The following is a 17,291-nucleotide window of genomic DNA, read 5'->3' as shown; positions in this document are numbered from 1 at the left end:
TTTGGATGTAGTGAACGAAAATGGAGGATTTCCAGATCTTCGTGAATTCTCTAGAATGATCCTTACTTTCTTTCTTACGGTATTTGCTTGGATATTTTTCAGGTCAGAAAATATATTCCATGCCTTAGATTATATTTCCGGCTTATTTTCTATTTCCCTATTTACCCTTCCTAATTTTTCATTATTTCCAGGCTCAATTACCTTGATTATTTTGATTTTGGCATTTTTATGGGTGGAATGGAAGGGAAGGCGTCTGGAATTTGGAATTGAGGGATTAAAAGAAATACCCAAAAAATGGCAGCGGTGGTCGTTTTATTTCCTTCTGATATTTATCATTGACATTTTTGGAAATACTTCTGAAGAAATCGAATTCATTTATTTTCAGTTTTGACCCTATGACTGGACTATTCTTAAAAAAGTTAATCACATTTTTGTTGTTTTTGACTGCCTTGAATTTTCTGTTGTTTTTAATGATCAGGGGGTTTTACATAAAAGATTATGATGAAGTAGACCTTGATTATTAAAACTATTTACTAGCAGATTCTCATGGGGAGGCATTGGGAGATTATACGGAAAACTATTTGGTTCACAATTTTTCGGGACAAAGTGATTCTTATCTTGAAATGGAAAGGAAACTGAATTTTCTAATTCGTAACACTCCTGTAAAAAAAGTTATTATCAGCGTAGATGATCATACACTTTCTCCCACAAGGGAAAGTCAAAATAACCTTGACCGTTCTTCCTATTATACCGTTAGGAAGGATTACCCTAACTTTTGGCATTACTTCCGTGATAAATACCTGAATTATTATTGCGTTTTTTTAAATGATCGGTATAGCTTGATTATTAAAAATTTCATTCAAAAGGAACTGTTTGCTTTTTCAAAATGGGGGGGAGTTAGGTCAAAAACTTCATGGGAAAAATTGAGTTTAGACGAACAGCATCAAAAGACGAAAGAAAGGATTAGAAATTATTTTCAGCCCGAAAATCCTTCAGGTAAAATGTCTGACTCATTGAAGCGGATTATTGCACTTTGTAAATCCCATAAAATTGAACTGGTCGGATTGAGGTTTTCCCTTTCCAGGACTTATGTAGACATACTGGATGAGGAAAGTTTTAATGCAGACAGTATTTTTAAAGCAAACCATCTTCCAATCATTGATATGGATAGCATTTATCTGGAACAAGATTCCCTCTTTAGAGATTTGGATCACCTCGATAGGAAAGGAGGGGAAAAATTTGCAAATGTTCTGTTTGATAACTTGAGTATTGATTTCCAAAAACAACAGAATTATTCAATTCAGGTTAACTAATGATCAGCAAAATTTCCTCTGAACATTTTAAGTGGATTGATTGATTTGAATTTTTTTATAGATAAAGGATAAAATCCCTTTTACCTGATTATAGCAGCGGATTCTACTTTTATTCAATATGAATGAACAATAGAAAGGATTTTATATACCAATAGTTGTCAAGGGTTAGTCACTTTGACATAAGTAGTAAATTCTACACAGTAATCGGCTGAATTTTCAGGACAGATAAATCGTAATTCTGAAAAATCATCTGCTATCCAATAAGCAATCTCCTGTGGCCAGTTGTCAGGGATAAGGGCATCTTTTGGTACAAAAGTTGGAAAGGGAGAATTGTCATCTACAAAAGACGGATCATTGACATCTCGTGAGAATGCTTTTGTTCGGGTCAAAGTAATCTTATTTTCGTTTATCTCATAAAGCCCTTCCTCAATACCTCTATAGCCGATAAGTTCTTTTGTATCGAGTGTTCTAGCTGACATTTCACCAATATAAGTACCATCTTTTTTGAACTCAAAAATGTGGTAGCCTTCATAAAGGCCATTCACATCAAAAATCTGTTCCCATCTTCCTTCCATTTTTGCATAAGGGCTGACTTCTTCAATTTCTTGACATGAAAAGAAAACAGTAAGGGAGATTAAGCTTATTAATATTCTGGCTTTCATATAATTTTTGGTTAAATGGAAAAAGGGAAAATTGATTTTTAAAAAATGAATTGAAGTTTTTTAAATATTCAAAAGGTTTTAATCAAAGACGAAACATTTCTCGTATCTGCTACAGCTAATAGTTGATTTTTAAATTCCTATAGTAAATTACTCGATTTTCTGAATATTAGATATATGTATCCATATAGTTGCAGGCAGCCAATAAGCTCAACAGAAGATATTTTGGTGAAAGATTGTAGGCTAGATTGGTTCTTCCCTGTATATACCAATACGCGCAATTATGCAGAGACACAAATAATTTTTAATGTAGCTCTGAAAAAAAGAATCGCATTTATTCTTTTAAAAATGGTGTAAGTATCTGGTATTGAGGAAAATGAATTGATTGTTTTAATGTATATTATTGGTTTGGTAATCTGTTTTAAAGTAAAAATTTGTTCATTGGATAAGGCTGGATATAATTAGACCCTTTGAGATTTTTTATGAGTGGTAAGATTGTATTTGTTAAGTAGGTGTTAGTCTTTAAAGATTCATTTTATTTGTGTTCACTAACCTATTTGTCTAAGTGTCAATATTCTCATTTATTTTCTTAGCCTTTTTTCTTCCTTTTCAGGAGTTGAATTCAAACCCAAGACAGAAATTAATTCAGGATATTAAGCAGGCAGAAAAAGATTCTTTAAAATCAGCTTTGCTACTTGATCTGGCAAAAAGCTATTATGCAGAAGATCAGGATACAGCTTTATTGTTATCCAATCAAAGTCTGGAAATTTCCAGAAGCGAGGACTTGATGAAGCTACAAGCCTCTGCTTATAATTTGATCGGAGTCTGTTATTTGATTAAGAGTGATTTTGAAAAATCCCTTGATAGCCACTATCAGGCATTAAGAATCAGGGAAAGTCTTTCTGACTCTACAGGGATTATGGAATCCTATTTAAATCTAGGAAACATATATTATCGATTAAAGGATCTTCCCAATGCGGTGGAAAAATTTAAAACCTCCCTGAAAATTGCATTAGCGTTGAATCATGAAAAAGCACTAGGCTTGCTGTATAATAACATTGGGAGTTATTACAGAGATGTTTGGGCAACCTATAAACGGAAAGTTGAGCTGGATTCGGCCATGTATTACCTGGAGAAATCCTTGGATTACAAGACCAAGTTTGGTGATGAGGGAGGGGAAACCCAAACTCTGATTCAATTATCTGAATTGTATGAGGAAAAGGGTGATTTTGACCTATCTGCAGAACTCATTTTTCGTGCATTGGAACTGAGTAGAAAAAACAAAAACAATGAAGGAATTCTATCTTCATTAAATAGGCTCTCTGCTGTGCACAGAAGCAAAGGGGAAATCAGGAAGGCAATTAAAGTATCTGAAGAAGCATTTCAGCTTGCCAATGAAATTGGCTCTCCATTTCAAATTTCCATTGCAGCAGACCAACTAAGTTCCCTGTATGCCGTCCTGGGGGATTATAAAAAAGCATTTGATTATTTATCGATTACAGATAGTTATTCTGATACTATTTATAATGACAGCAGGGAAAAAATAAGGGAAGAACTTTCCATAAAATACGAAAGCGAGAAAAAGGAACTGGACCTTCAAAAACTGGCAAATATGGAAGAATTGGCTGTTATGAAAATCAAATACCAAAAAAAACTATTGATTGCCTCAATCCTGATTGCTTTAATTTTATTGGTGCTGGTATTTCGACAATGGAAACTCAACCGAAAAATCTCTTTGACCAATAAAAAGCTGGTAGAAAACAATGAAATAATCAAAAAGCAGTCTCTTGAACTGGAAGAATCCAACAGGTTTAGGGAAAAACTGTTTTCAATAATTTCGCATGATTTGAAAACCCCTTTGTCTTCCCTGAAAAGTACCTTGGATTTATGGAAATCCGGAATTTTGGAAAGTGGGGATATGACTTACATTGTTTCATTAATTTCAAAAGAGACCTCCAATGCTTCAAATTTGCTCGACAGTATACTTACCTGGGCCAGGACCCAGATGGATGAAAACCAAAAGAATTTTCTCCAAGTATCTCCTAGGTTAATTGTGGATGAGATCAAAAAAACTTTCCAGTTGCAAATCCAACAAAAAAACATTGAATTTTTAAACTTGATACCTGAATCGACGAGCATTTTATCAGATCCTGATCGATTGACTTTAATTCTAAGAAACTTAATTTCCAATGCCATCAAATTCACCGAGGAAGGTGGTAGAGTAATGATTTCCATTGAGGGGAATACAATTCTGGTTCAAGACAATGGAATAGGAATGGATGCATTACAGGTAAAGAATATTTTTTCAAATAAAATCTCTACAGAAGGTACCAAGGGCGAAAAAGGTAGCGGAATTGGCTTGATGTTGACCAAAGACTTTGCAGATAGTATCGGAGCGGCGATTAAAGTGGATAGTGCAAAAGGTGAGGGAACAACATTCAAATTGGTATTAAAGTCATAACCTTCTCTTTTATAATTTATTTTTCAGGAATTTATAGAAATCACTAAAAAATTAGCTGATCTGGAAACCAAAATGGAAAATGTTCCTGATAAGTATGCAGATAAGTTATCTCAGATTCACCCTGATTCTTAGGTATCGGCCAAAAACCTCCTGAAATATCTGGTTTTAAGGAATACTGATATTCAACAACTACAAAATGATTTGCATTCGAAGGGTCTTTCTTCTTTAGCCAGCTGTGAAAGCCATACACATTTCCAAGTCCAATCAACTTTGGAGAGGCTTGGAGTTAAGTTTAAAAATAAAGATTTAAGTACATCTGAATATGCCTCGCAAAAGATTGCACAAACTAGTGAAATTTTATTTGGGCATACGCATCAGGAATGGCCGTCTTCCATTATGGTCACGATGGATTCGTCTTTCCTTCAGAAAAGGAATGCCATCCGAAATTTGCTAAGAAACGGAATGGCTGTAACAAGGATCAACTGTGCCCACGATGATGAAATTGTCTGGGAAAAGCTGATCCGGAAAATCAGAATTGAGAGTGCAAGAGAAAACATAGAATGTAAAATCCATTTGGATTTGGCAGGTCCGAAACTGAGAGTAGGATTACTTAAAAAAGGTAAAGAATAGGGCAAAGTATCAATCAAGCAGGGGCAAAGTGTCTGGTTGGCAGATTCCACGGATAATTTTTCCAAAAAAGACATTGTAATCAGCCCTGGAGAAGAAGGACTCATCAACTCATTGAAAGTAGGGGACCGGGTATTTATTGATGATGGGTTGATTATGGCCAAAGTTGAAGAAGTGCTGGATCATGGAGTTCGATTGAAAATCGTTAGAGACTCTTCCAAAAAATCTAAGATCAAAGCAGAAAAAGGGATCAATTTTCCTGACTCGGATCTGCCGATCCCTTCCTTGACTCCGTTTGACTTAGCCTGTATTCCTTTTGTGATGAGCCATGCAGATACAGTTGGTCTTTCCTTTGTCCGTAAAGCCTCAGATCTTACTGAACTGAGACGTGAACTTTCGTCTTTTTCCGGAGATATTCCTCCCGTTATTTTAAAAATTGAAACAAGGGAGGCAGTAGATAACTTCCCTGAATTGCTGTTTGAAGGAATGAAGGAACCTCATTTTGGAATTATGATAGCAAGAGGGGATTTAGCTGTTGAAATTGGCTTTGAACGATTGGTGGAAATACAGGAGGAAATATCCTGGTTATGTGAAGCTGCACATACCCCAGTGATCTGGGCTACCCAGGTATTGGAGAACCTTCATAAATCAGGAGTTGCTTCACGGGCGGAAATTACAGATGCAGGAAGGGCCTCTTTAGCCGAATGCATTATGATCAATAAGGGGGAACATACCCTAGAGGTATTGAAGACTCTTAGGGGCATAGCGAGCAGAAGTCGAAGCCTGAAGATGAAGAACAGGTTGTTGTTCAGAGAATTGGGGATAGCGAAAAAGTTTTTCAATCAAATAGATATACAATCTACTTAAGGAAAAATTGGATATGACAGATAGGGAAAAGGCAGTACACTCAACTTGAGAGTAATTGCCATGGCTATAATTTAAAAATAAGTATTAGGCAATTTGGGTTAAATACTAAGTGTCATTTCACCTTTGCAAACTTTAGGAAGACTTTGAGTTATTTATTGGATTCATAAATGCAATATGTCTGAGATCTCGAGTTTTTGATGGGGCTTTTTTAGCTTGTCACTTATTTTTAAATTCCTTTTTATTGGTCTGAATAATAGATTTGGCTATTATTTTTTAGTCTTTGTTAGATTACTATCCAATTCTCAGCAGTATTTGAATTCCCTTGATTAAAGCTTTTTATTCTTCTTCTGTCGTTCCATTTTTTTGTGGAAGTAAGAAACTCATTTTGTTAAAGTCATTCTTTTTTATTTGTTTGACATAGTTGGGAATTCTACTTCATTATTTTGTTCTGTTTGTAAAAAAAGGTGCAAAACCTGGATAATTTTAATTCTAATAACACACCTGGGTTCAGGGAAAAGAATAAATCTGAACTGCTTGAAAAAAACTAGCAAAAATTAGATTGGCTCATTTTTCATCTAATTGGCTTGTTTAATCATCTGTTAATCATTAGATTAAATGGTTTATTTTTTAATAGGTGTCTGAGATGAAGTGCATTGAAAAAGCTATTCCCGAAGAATTAAAGGATCTTGTAAGTTGCATCATGTATATGCATGAGGAGTTACCAGATAAAAAGAAGTTTATCTATTATCATCCGCCCACTCCGCAAACGGGATTTTGTTTTCATTTAAATGGAAATATGAGTGTCTTGAAAAAGGGTTTTTATAAGTCTGAAACGCAGCCTCAAACAGTTGTTGTCGGTCCCCAGACTTCACCAGTCGTTATTTTTTCAGAAAACCCGTATTCCCATGTTAGAGTTGGTCTTTTACCTGGTGCTTTATATCGGTTGACCTCAATATCACAGGTTTTGATGGTCGATCAAAGTTTTGATGCGGCGGAAATTTTTGGAGACGATATTCTTGGGTTAAATAAGGAGTTAGCCTTGACTAGTGAGCCGGAAATTATTTTAGAGGCAATCGTTCAGTTTTTGATTAAGCTCATGCCAAAATCCTTAAAAGTACATCAGCTGGATGCTCAAATGCATTCTCTCTGGAAGGATCCAAACCCAAAAAGGATTTGTGAAATAGCAAAAGTTTGTAACCTGAGTTTGAGGCAATTTGAGAGATTGAGTCTTCTGAGGTTGGGAATGAGACCTAAACTTTATGAAAAAATAATTCGGTTTTCTAAAGCCTACAGTAGTGTAGAAAGAAAAGAATACGAGAATTGGACAGATCTGGCATATAAGAGTAATTATTATGACCAGAGACATTTAAAAAAGGAATTTAAAGTTTTTACAGGAAAACAATTGGCTAAACTAAAAGAGGTTGTCTCTCAAAATTCTGTTTTAATTCATGGACAATTGAGGTATTAGGCTTTTTAAAAGATTTTTTTGAATGTCGTTTTTATACCCTTTTTAATATTTAACGACTGGTACTTTTATGGAAATCAAATAAAAGTACAATGGCAAAAAAAATGATTTTTAAAAAAGTGGAACCTTCTTCCCGTATGGAGTTTAAGAAAGTTAAACCAAAGTTTAATTTTAAAGTACTCCCGTCTAATCGTCTTTTTTCGAAAGAGGTTATTTTTAGTCCCACTGATAAGGCAATTATGACTTATGAAAGGAATTTAGATCCATCATACAATGTTGTTCCTGGATCTCAAGAAACTGAAAAATTAAGCGGTTGGCAATGTAGTATCAATCATATGTCCGGAACAGCCAGCTCTGATCAGTTAGTCGAAAATAACTATGCTATTTCCAAAATATTTTTGGGAGGGGTATATGATATAAAGGACCTGGTAGCTGGAAATGCGAATACCTTGCCCTATGCAAGAAAACCAATTGGAATCATGGTTGATAGCCATCATTTTAAAACAGCAACAGCGATTGTTGAGAATCCCACAAAACTGAATGTCAGGGATGCAGTCAACAGATTGATTCGAAGTAAAGATTTTCCCGACATAGCCTTAACAATTGGCAAAATCAGTCAGTTTGATTCTTTTTCATCTCTATTGACAAATTTTAGTGGGAGCGGACATTACCTTGGTTTTGGAGGCAGTCATAAAATCTCTTTTGATTCAAATCGAAAAACCCATAAGTTTTACTTGGAAGTAAAGCAGGAATATTATCGAATGAGTGTTAATAATGATCTGCATGAGCCTGATGATTTTTTCTTTTTAAAAGAGGATGATCCAGATAAAGATGGAGCTGTACCAAATGCTTTGGTAAACCCGAATTGGGTTTATGTTGATTCAGTAGGATATGGTAGGATGCTGTTTTTTGTTTTTGAAAGTGATGAATCATACCAGGGGATGGATATTGATCTAAAGCAATACGCTGATTATTTGGCGGTAGGAATAGAGTTGAATGAGCGGATAAAGGAAAAGGTAAAGGATCAAAAGGTTTCCATGCAGATTGTTTCCATTGGGGGCACGCCTTTGATTGCTCCTGTTTTGTTAGGGACAGAAACGAAAAGTATCCGAGATTCAATTAAGGAATATTTTAATACGAAAAATGATGAAGTACCTATTTCATATTCTTTAAGTACAATTGACAATCAGATGGTTGGAACTCATCTTTTTGTGGATTACAAAAGTAGGCAATGCCATCCGGTGCCAACTAAGTATCAGGTGATTTGGGACAGCATCAGTTGTAGGGTAAACGATGATGGGGGAGACAATGAACAAGTAAAAGCGTTTGTTAGAATCCGTGCCTTGGATAAAAAAGGAAAGGATATTATGGATGAAGACAGAATTAATTCCAACGTAATCCATCACATTAATTTGATGAATCAAGTTGAGCCAAAAATACGTAACCCATTTTGGACTTTTATAAAAGGATCAGAAAACGCTCCGCTTGTTTTAAAAGAAAATAGATACGTTTCCGTGAACAAATCCATCTCATTCCCTATGAAAGAAAGTAACCCGATCAATAAAATTGCATTTCGGGTTGATATTCTTGAATATGATGTTGGTCCAAATGATGATTTTGATGACGATACTTTTTCATTAAAGCCAAATGAAGTGGATCCCAATCGAACCTATTCTGCGACTTGTAGGCATGATGAATCAGAAATAGAATTCATATTCAAGGTTGTTCCTAAATATGATTAGAACTTGTTTGAAGAAGGATTATATTCCCGAGCAACCTATCTGCAATTGGTTTTTAAAGAATAGGAATGGTTTGGTCATATTGAATCTGTCTTGATATTTTTAAAAATGGATCCCGGAACAATGGTTTTGGGATCTTTTTTTTAAATCATTTTTTTTTAGTGAATGTGTATTCCTTTTAATTCAGAACTGGAAATAGTTAAAAAGATTTTTGAACTCAGGACTTTCTTTGAGTTGAAATAGTCCTGTTATAATTACTACAATTAAGAGCGATGGGGTTTTGAAAATTGAAAACCAATATTGGATTGGTAGAAGGCAGCTTTCAATGATTAAGACTTCTGCTTACATTAGGATTATTTGAAAGCCTTGGGATAGTTCCAATTATTGGCTTTAGACCTGAAGGGGAAAGTACTGCGCTGTGGTGCAGTAAGCAAGATGTAGTATTGTCTACAACAATACCTTGCGAACTTGCTCCGGAGTCGCTGTTTTATAGTTTTTTAAGTTGGATCTGGAGACCTGCGTACTTTTACTTTTGATTTTAGGTCCATTTTTTTGAGGAGTTGGATTTGGTTTTTGGTTTCTGGTCAATTTTTACCAAGTCATCAAAAGGATGTGAAATAAAAATCCTCTTGTTTTTCACCTTGTTTGCTCATCAAGACCAGGGAGATATGTTACAGGCACAAATTGATTTTCAGGTGCATCGGCATCTTGGACCCAGCATGGAAGAAGTGAAGGATTTCTTTTGTGAAAAAGGGTATCCAGTGGAAGAGGGAGAAGTTTTTTACTTCTACTACCAGAGTATGGATTGGAGAAATGAACGAGGGAATGATGTGACGGATTGGAAAGCAGCGGCCTCTGATTGGCTATGGAATCTGGACAATTGAGCAAAGGAAATCAATCCAAGGGCTTTCCCCATCGGGTGGAAGCCCGTGTTTCTTCCAAGACTTTCAAGCAACTCTGTGAGCTTTTGACTAGTTCTGATAATCATTCCATGAGTTCCTTGGTTCGCGAGATTTTGGAAAACAAAAAGTTATTGATCCGTTATCAGGATCATTCTTTTGATGATTGGATGGAGGAACTGGTGCTTATACATCAGGAAATCAACCGTATCGGGATCAATATCAATCAGGTAACCAAGAATTTTAATGGCTCCAAAAATGCCATGCATCAGATTTTGATGGGTAAAAAGCTAAGCCAACAATTGAAATCAGTGAAGAATCAGATGAAAATGCTTGAAACTAATTTGGCGAAAATCCAATCTAAATGGTTGTCAGAATTATGACAGGGAAGAATGTCAGGGGGGTATTACGATACAATGAGTTGAAAAGGGAGCAGGGGCTTGCAAATCTGATTCATGGGGAAGGGTTCTTGGGTGAAGTGAGTGGAATGACCGAAGGACAACTATACAAAAGGTTCAAGTCTCTACAGCAGAGAAACAGCAGGACTCACACGAATACCTTGCACCTTTCTTTGAATTTCGCTCCAGGAGATAAGTTGTCTTCAGCAAGGATGGTGGAGATAACTCGGGATTACATGGAGGGGATTGGATTTGGAACACAACCCTACCTGATATATCAACATCTCGATGCAGCCCATCCGCATGTGCATATCGTCACGACTAATATTGATCGCAATGGCAAGAGAATCGAAACCCATAATTTGGGGAAAACCAAATCTGAAGAAGCGAGAAAATTCCTGGAAGTAAAATATGGATTGATCAGGGCAGAGGGACAGCATTACACAGGGGCAGACTTAAAATCTCTTATAGATCCTAAGTATGGAGAAGTCCCTACAAAAGCATACTTGAATTCCGTGATCAATCATGTCTTGGCCAATTACTATTTTTCCTCTTTCACAGATTTCAATGCTGTTTTGGCTTTGTTTCACGTCACTGCATCTAGAGGTGAAAAGGAATCGCTGCGTTACCAAAACAGAGGACTTGTATTTCATTTTTTGGATGACAAACGCAAAAGAAGAGGAGTGCCAATTAAAGCCAGTTCTTTTTATTCTAAACCTACCTTGGATCGTTTGGAAAAACGATTTAATCGGGCTTTGACTCGAAAGAAACTGAATAAGGAAGCGGTTTCAGCAATCGTAGAAGGAGTTCTGGGAAATCAGAAAGCATCCGATCCCAAAGCTTTGGAGAAGTTTATAAAAGACCTGCTTCGACAAAGGATTGCAATTCATTTGGTTTATAACGCTAGTGGTAGATTGTATGGGGTGACTTATATCGATCATCAATCGGGTTGTGTTTTCAAAGGTTCTGAGTTGGGGAAGGTATTTGCGGCAAATGCCTTGGTAGCTAGGTTTGGATTGGCAGGAGGATCCCTAGCTACTAAGAAGGATACCATTTCTTCAGTTGATCAGAAGGAGAGACCAGTTAGGGTGGAGCACCCCGCTTTGGATTCAGTTTCACCAATACCTGAGCTGTTGCAAGATTCTTTGATTATCGATGTGGGGGATATTTCTGATTCCCCTTATCAAGGACCTGTTTATCCGAAAAAGAAACGAAGGAAAAGAAAAGATAGTGGGAGCAGTGAAACTAAGGGGTAATGGGCACAGGAGAGAATTTAGAAGGCCTTAAAAAGATTCTGGACTTTACCAGATTAGCCTCTGTATTAACACTGGCAATTCATGGTTATTTAGTAGGGTATGATTTTTTTGCACAATTAGCTTGGACTCATGAATGGGTTGATAAATTCATAGAGTTATTGGTTAGAACAGGGCTGTTTGATAGTAAAAGCAAGACTCTCTTATTTTCATTGGGCTTGTTGCTCATTTCCTTATTGGGGGCAAAGGGTAAGAAATCAATTCATCTGAAATTGAGCTGGATTGGACTGCAGGGGATAGCTGGTCTCTTGTTATATTTTTATGCCGAATGGATTAGTGTTCGCATGATGCCTATACATCTGCTTGTTCCATCTTATTTGATCCTGCTTTTTTTAGGATGGTTTCTAATACTTATTGCAGGAGGGAGACTTTCCCGATATCTATGGGGAGGATGGGATAAGGGTATTTTTAACTACCTCAATGAGACATTTCCTCAGGAAGATCGCTTGATTGAAAATGAGTTTTCCATCAATCTGCCAACACGCTATCGCTTGGATAAGAAAATAAAGCCGGGATGGCTAAATATCATCAATCCTTTTCGTGCGATTTTAGTGACAGGAACTCCGGGTTCCGGAAAAAGCTATTTTGTGATCAGGCATATCATCACCCAACACATCAGCAAAGGCTTCTCGATGTTTATCTATGATTTCAAATACGATGACTTGTCCCGAATTGCTTATAATTCCCTGTTGAAGCATGGAGCAAAGTACCCTGTGAAGCCTGAATTCTTTACCATTAATTTTGATGACCTGGAACGTAGCCACCGGTGCAACCCCTTGGAACCATCTACCATGTTTGATATCACAGATGCTTCTGAATCCAGTAGGACTATTATGCTGGGTTTAAACAGAGAATGGATCAGAAAGCAAGGAGATTTTTTTGTGGAATCCCCCATTAATTTTGTGACAGCAGTGATCTGGTTTTTAAAGAAATACCGAAAAGGAAAATATTGCAGCCTGCCTCATGTCATTGAAATGATGCAGATGGATTACGACAAGTTGTTCTCAGTTCTTCGATTGGAGCCTGAAATTGAGGTATTGATCAATCCCTTTGTATCAGCTTACCTGCATGGTGCAGCCGAACAATTGGAAGGTCAGATTGCCAGCGCAAAAATCACGATGGCCAGGTTATCTTCCCCGCAATTATACTATGTACTTTCTCATTCTGAGTTTACCCTGGATCTCAATAACCCGAAAGCCCCAAAAGTCATCTGTATGGGGAATAACCCTCAAAAGCAGCAAGTATACGGAGCGGTACTTTCCCTCTATATTTCCAGAATCACCAAATTGGTCAACAGAAAGAACCAACTCAAATCGAGTCTGGTTTTTGATGAATTCCCAACCATTTATTTCAATGGGATTGATAGCCTGATTGCCACTTCCAGATCAAATAAAGTAGCCACAACGTTAGGAGTCCAGGACTACAGCCAATTGAAAAAGGATTATGGCAGGGAACAGGCAGAAGTAATCATGAACACAGTTGGAAATATAGTGTCAGGTCAGGTTTTAGGAGATACAGCAAAGCAACTTTCTGATCGAATCGGTAAAATCATGCAAAAGAGGCAGAGCATGTCCATCAACTCAGGAGATACTTCTTTCAGTCATTCTAAACAGTTGGAGCTAGCGGTTCCACCTGCAACCATTGCCCAGCTTTCTTCTGGGCAATTTGTAGGCATGGTAGCAGATGATCCTAAAGAAAAGATTGAGCTAAAAGCATTTCATTGTGAAATCATCAATGATCATGAAAAACTGGCAGCTGATGTAAAAAGCTTTCAGGATATTCCTAGGGTCAGAAAGCTTCAAGAAGACGAAGTCTTGGAAAATTACAGAAGGATAAAAGAGGAGATTGCTGTTTTGGTTGATTCGGAATTGGAAAGAATGTTGGATACTCCTGCTTTGGCGGGAATGATCATTCGGTCTAGCTAAGATTGATAGAGGAAGTCTTCTTATTGAAATTTGTATAATTTATCTCTTACTATTTTCAACTCATATTTAAGGTTTGTTCAGTTGAAATACTAGATTTTACCTGAATTATATTTTTTATAATTAATTGATTATTAATGAAATATAGCTATTTATATGATATGTTACTTCTAATTGAAATAGGTTTGTTTTCTCTTATAAGAGAGTCAAATAAGCATTTGAAAATATTTATAAAGAATTGATTTTTCATTTTGGATTCTTTGAAGTCCTATCAGCTATAATTTCCAGCATTTGTTCTAAGCTTATTTATTTAAACCGGATGATTATTGTAAAGAGTTTGTCTCCTAAACCCTCACTCAAAGTTTTTTCCATTTATAAAATCAATAGGTAAAAGGTAAGTATGGAATTTACTTTCAATCCTTTTTCCGCCAATTAAGCATGATCCCGTCACACGAGGCAAGAGACTACGGCATAAAACCAGCGCTCTTTAATACTTTATACAGAAGCCAAAAGGACCTGAAGGACAATCTGGAATTTAATCTCAAGGCATTGCTGATGGACCGGGTATGAATAGGTGCAGGAAACAGGATCAATTATGCGACCAATGCCCAATTGGGTGTTTTGACAAAAAGGCTGAGAATAGGTTATTTGTATGAGTTTTCCACTGGTGGAGGATATAACCTTCCTGGAAACACGCATGAGTTTACTGCTGTCTTTAATCTGTACCGAGAAAATGCGCGCAGATCCGATAATGAAGTTCTGATTTGGTAATTAGACAAGAGAAATTTATTCATTAGCCCAAAGAGATTTGGGCTTATTTTTTTATTACCTCAAATGGCTTGCTCGGATCATAAAGATTGTCATCTTCTTGATCAATTTTTCATAAAATTACCTTTTCTAGTTTTTGCAATAGGTGAATAGATTACTTTTTATGTACCTGCTACTAATTTTTTTCAGAATTCTAGAGCCTTTAAAGTAGAATTAAGGATTATTGGTTTTGTATTCTGCTAATTAAATATTAGAGATTTACTCTTTTTATAGTTCTAACAATTCTTTCTGTAATCGGAAAATAATAAGGAATTGACTTGCGATTTTTTATCTAAAAGGCATTTTCCTGAAAATACTTAAACTAAAAATTGTAGATTTTACAAAGAATAATTATAATTATATGAATCATAATTTATTGGTTTTTACTTTAAGCCATAATTCTGAAAGTTAATTAATGTTTAATTACAACTTAAATCAGGAGTTTTTTATGAATAGATTTTTAATTCTACTTGGCTTTTTTTATCCATTTACATCATTCGCTCAGGATATACTACCATTTCCTATTGTTCCTTCCTCAAGCATCGCTGGGGAAACAATGGAAGAATCAACCCATCAACATCGGCAGCAACCCAGCTACCTGCCAGGAGATGCCCCAAATATTATTGTAATCTTGATTGATGACTCCGGACCAGCGCTGCCGGATACCTATGGTGGAGAGGTTCACACGCCAACTTTGACAAAATTGGCGAATCAAGGAATATCCTATAACAGATTCCATTCCACTGCAATGTGTTCTCCTACAAGAGCCTCACTTTTGACCGGTAGAAACCATACTAGAGTTGGAAATGGTCAGATAACAGAATGGGCTAATGACTGGGATGGTTTTAGTGGTGTAATCCCAAAAACATCTGCAACAGTAGCGGAGGTCTTAAAAAATTATGGGTATAGTACCTCTGCTTTTGGAAAATGGCATAATACCAATCCAGGTTCAACTTCCAAAGCAGGACCTTTTGATGAATGGCCCACTGGTTATGGCTTTGAATATTTTTATGGTTTTCTGGGAGGAGAAACCTCCCAATATGAGCCCACTTTGGTCAGAAATAATGCGTATGTTGACCATCCTCCAAAAACTGTTGAAGAAGGTTATCATTTAACAGATGACTTGGCTGATGACGCAATCAAATGGATTGAAAACCATCAGGCCTTGAAACCTAACCAACCCTTTTTTATGTATTGGGCACCTGGAGCAGTTCATGGGCCACATCACGTAAACAACAAATGGGCAGATAAATACAAAGGAAAATTTGATGATGGATGGGATGCCTATAGAAAACGTGTCTTTGAAAGGCAAAAGGAGCTAGGCTGGATCCCCGAAAACACCATTCTTACAGAACGACCTGAAACAATGGCAGCTTGGGATGAGATCCCTGAAGATGAAAAGGATTTTCAGCGAAGATTGATGGAAGTATTTGCAGGATTTACCGAGCATGCCGATTATAATGTAGGCCGTATTGTGGACGCTGTTGAGGAATTAGGCATAGATGATAATACGTTGATTTTTTATATCTGGGGAGATAATGGAAGTAGTTCTGAAGGCCAAAACGGCACCATCAGCGAGTTACTAGCACAAAATCAAATTCCGACCGAGATTTCAGATCATATCCGGGTAATGAACCAAGAGTTGGGTGGCTTAGATGCGTTGGGAGGGCCAAAAACCGACAATATGTATCATGCAGGATGGGCTTGGGCAGGAGCTACACCATTTCGATCTACAAAGTTGGTTGCCGCACACTTTGGAGGAACCAGACAACCCATGGTGGTCTCATGGCCTGATAAAATTAAAGCCGATGGAATAGTGCGCTCACAGTTTCACCATGTCAATGACATTACTCCAACCATTTATGAAGTTTTGAATATACCCTTGCCCAAGGTCGTCAACGGGTTTGAGCAGGATGTAATGGATGGAATCAGTATGGCCTATACATTTGATCAAGCAAATGCAGAAGGTAAAAAGAAAACCCAATTCTTTGATGTAATGGGCAGCAGAGCCATCTATCATGAAGGTTGGATGGCATCCACCTTCGGCCCCAGAGTACCTTGGATGACACGAACACCTGGATTGGAATCCTGGAACCCTAAAAATGATGTCTGGGAATTACACAATCTGGAAAATGATTTTAGCCAAGCTATTGATTTGGCCAATGAGTATCCTGAAAAACTGGAAGAGTTAAAGCAATTATTCTTGGAAGAGTCTCGACGAAACAAAAATTTACCGATTGGAGGAGGACTATATGTATTGCTACATCCAGAGGAACTTAAAGTAAATCCAAGATCAACTTTTATCTATCCCAACAATACAGTTCGAGTACCCGAATCCAATGCCCCGAGACTAGGTCTGGTAAGAAACAAAACCACCATAGAATTAACCAATCCAAGTAATTCGAGTGGGGTAATTTTTGCCTTAGCTGGGTATGCAGGAGGCCTTACTCTTTACGTAGAAGAAGGAATTTTGAATTATGAATATAATCTCTTTGAGATAGAGCGTACTAAGCTTAAGAGCAGCACAAAGCTTCCTGATGGAGATGTGAACATCGAGTTAGTCTTTGAGCCAAAAGCTCATGCCAGCAAGGCATTCTTACAGGCGGCAAACATTACCATTACTGTTAATGGTGAAGAAATGATCAAAGGCTCAATTCCCACGATTATCACGGCAGGCTTCTCAGTGAATGAATGCTTTGATTTAGGAGCCGATTTAGGCTCTCCCGTATCAGAAGCTTATTATTCCAAAGCTCCATTTAAATACACTGGACAAATTCACAGTTTCAAATCCCAGTATTTGGTCGATCAATAAATATAGCCT

At 36.9% G+C, this 17,291-nt stretch carries 12 protein-coding genes and 1 pseudogene; 12 read left to right on the top strand and 1 reads right to left on the bottom strand.

The window, feature by feature from the left end; all coding sequences use genetic code 11:
- The first annotated feature begins 1 nt into the window (after position 1).
- Positions 2-391, top strand: a complete 390-nt coding sequence (locus tag J0A69_RS22735) for an MBOAT family O-acyltransferase (protein WP_317194874.1) — start codon at positions 2-4, stop codon at positions 389-391.
- A 232-nt stretch (positions 392-623) separates the two neighbouring features.
- A complete protein-coding gene (locus J0A69_RS16265; RefSeq protein WP_236032927.1) occupies positions 624-1,313 on the top strand; it encodes a hypothetical protein in 690 nt (229 codons plus the stop codon).
- A 158-nt stretch (positions 1,314-1,471) separates the two neighbouring features.
- On the opposite strand, the gene J0A69_RS16260 is transcribed toward J0A69_RS16265, so the two are convergent.
- A complete protein-coding gene (locus J0A69_RS16260) occupies positions 1,472-1,975 on the bottom strand; it encodes a hypothetical protein (protein WP_206587647.1) in 504 nt (167 codons plus the stop codon).
- Positions 1,976-2,537: 562 nt separating this feature from the next.
- Here J0A69_RS16260 and J0A69_RS16255 point away from each other — a divergent pair.
- From J0A69_RS16255 to J0A69_RS16210, 10 genes and pseudogenes are all read left to right on the top strand, one after another.
- Positions 2,538-4,433 carry an ATP-binding protein gene (locus J0A69_RS16255; RefSeq protein ID WP_206587646.1) on the top strand — a complete coding sequence of 632 codons (1,896 nt, stop codon included), beginning with the start codon at positions 2,538-2,540 and terminating at the stop codon, positions 4,431-4,433.
- A gap of 396 nt (positions 4,434-4,829) precedes the next feature.
- Positions 4,830-5,927: pseudogene (locus tag J0A69_RS16250) on the top strand (pyruvate kinase).
- Positions 5,928-6,570: 643 nt separating this feature from the next.
- Positions 6,571-7,395, top strand: coding sequence for a helix-turn-helix domain-containing protein (locus J0A69_RS16245; RefSeq protein WP_206587645.1), 825 nt, complete (start codon positions 6,571-6,573; stop codon positions 7,393-7,395).
- 89 nt (positions 7,396-7,484) lie between these two features.
- Positions 7,485-9,134: a thiol-activated cytolysin family protein gene (locus J0A69_RS16240; protein WP_206587644.1), complete on the top strand. Its 1,650-nt coding sequence runs from the start codon at positions 7,485-7,487 to the stop codon at positions 9,132-9,134.
- A 665-nt stretch (positions 9,135-9,799) separates the two neighbouring features.
- Positions 9,800-10,015, top strand: coding sequence for a hypothetical protein (locus J0A69_RS16235; protein WP_206587643.1), 216 nt, complete (start codon positions 9,800-9,802; stop codon positions 10,013-10,015).
- Complete coding sequence (locus tag J0A69_RS16230) at positions 9,997-10,413, top strand: plasmid mobilization protein (RefSeq protein WP_206587642.1); 417 nt, start codon at positions 9,997-9,999, stop codon at positions 10,411-10,413. Before J0A69_RS16235 ends, J0A69_RS16230 begins: the two co-directional genes overlap by 19 nt.
- Entirely contained in the window at positions 10,395-11,684 is a 1,290-nt protein-coding gene (locus tag J0A69_RS16225; RefSeq protein ID WP_206587641.1) for a relaxase/mobilization nuclease domain-containing protein, read from the top strand. The genes J0A69_RS16230 and J0A69_RS16225 overlap by 19 nt, the downstream gene beginning before the upstream one ends.
- A complete protein-coding gene (gene mobC / locus J0A69_RS16220) occupies positions 11,684-13,666 on the top strand; it encodes a conjugal transfer protein MobC (RefSeq protein WP_206587640.1) in 1,983 nt (660 codons plus the stop codon). Before J0A69_RS16225 ends, mobC begins: the two co-directional genes overlap by 1 nt.
- 567 nt (positions 13,667-14,233) lie before the next feature.
- On the top strand, positions 14,234-14,434 hold the full coding sequence (locus tag J0A69_RS22615; protein ID WP_317194880.1) for a type IX secretion system membrane protein PorP/SprF: 201 nt from the start codon (positions 14,234-14,236) through the stop codon (positions 14,432-14,434).
- A 484-nt stretch (positions 14,435-14,918) separates the two neighbouring features.
- Positions 14,919-17,282, top strand: a complete 2,364-nt coding sequence (locus tag J0A69_RS16210) for an arylsulfatase (RefSeq protein WP_206587639.1) — start codon at positions 14,919-14,921, stop codon at positions 17,280-17,282.
- The last annotated feature ends 9 nt before the right edge of the window (positions 17,283-17,291 follow it).

The organism is Algoriphagus pacificus, assembly GCF_017254845.1.
GTDB classification, from domain to species: Bacteria; Bacteroidota; Bacteroidia; order Cytophagales; family Cyclobacteriaceae; genus Algoriphagus; species Algoriphagus pacificus.
Note: the sequence above shows the minus strand (reverse complement) of the source record. Positions and strands in the feature narration are given on the sequence as shown.

What these genes read in the sequence shown, in the direction of transcription:
- J0A69_RS16265 (WP_236032927.1), top strand. Translation starts at nt 624, where the DNA reads ATGGAAAGGAAACTGAATTTTCTAATTCGTAACACTCCTGTAAAAAAA.
- J0A69_RS16260 (WP_206587647.1), bottom strand. Translation starts at nt 1,975, where the DNA reads ATGAAAGCCAGAATATTAATAAGCTTAATCTCCCTTACTGTTTTCTTT.
- J0A69_RS16245 (WP_206587645.1), top strand. Translation starts at nt 6,571, where the DNA reads ATGAAGTGCATTGAAAAAGCTATTCCCGAAGAATTAAAGGATCTTGTA.
- J0A69_RS16240 (WP_206587644.1), top strand. Translation starts at nt 7,485, where the DNA reads ATGGCAAAAAAAATGATTTTTAAAAAAGTGGAACCTTCTTCCCGTATG.
- J0A69_RS16235 (WP_206587643.1), top strand. Translation starts at nt 9,800, where the DNA reads ATGTTACAGGCACAAATTGATTTTCAGGTGCATCGGCATCTTGGACCC.
- J0A69_RS16230 (WP_206587642.1), top strand. Translation starts at nt 9,997, where the DNA reads ATGGAATCTGGACAATTGAGCAAAGGAAATCAATCCAAGGGCTTTCCC.
- J0A69_RS16225 (WP_206587641.1), top strand. Translation starts at nt 10,395, where the DNA reads ATGGTTGTCAGAATTATGACAGGGAAGAATGTCAGGGGGGTATTACGA.
- mobC (WP_206587640.1), top strand. Translation starts at nt 11,684, where the DNA reads ATGGGCACAGGAGAGAATTTAGAAGGCCTTAAAAAGATTCTGGACTTT.
- J0A69_RS16210 (WP_206587639.1), top strand. Translation starts at nt 14,919, where the DNA reads ATGAATAGATTTTTAATTCTACTTGGCTTTTTTTATCCATTTACATCA.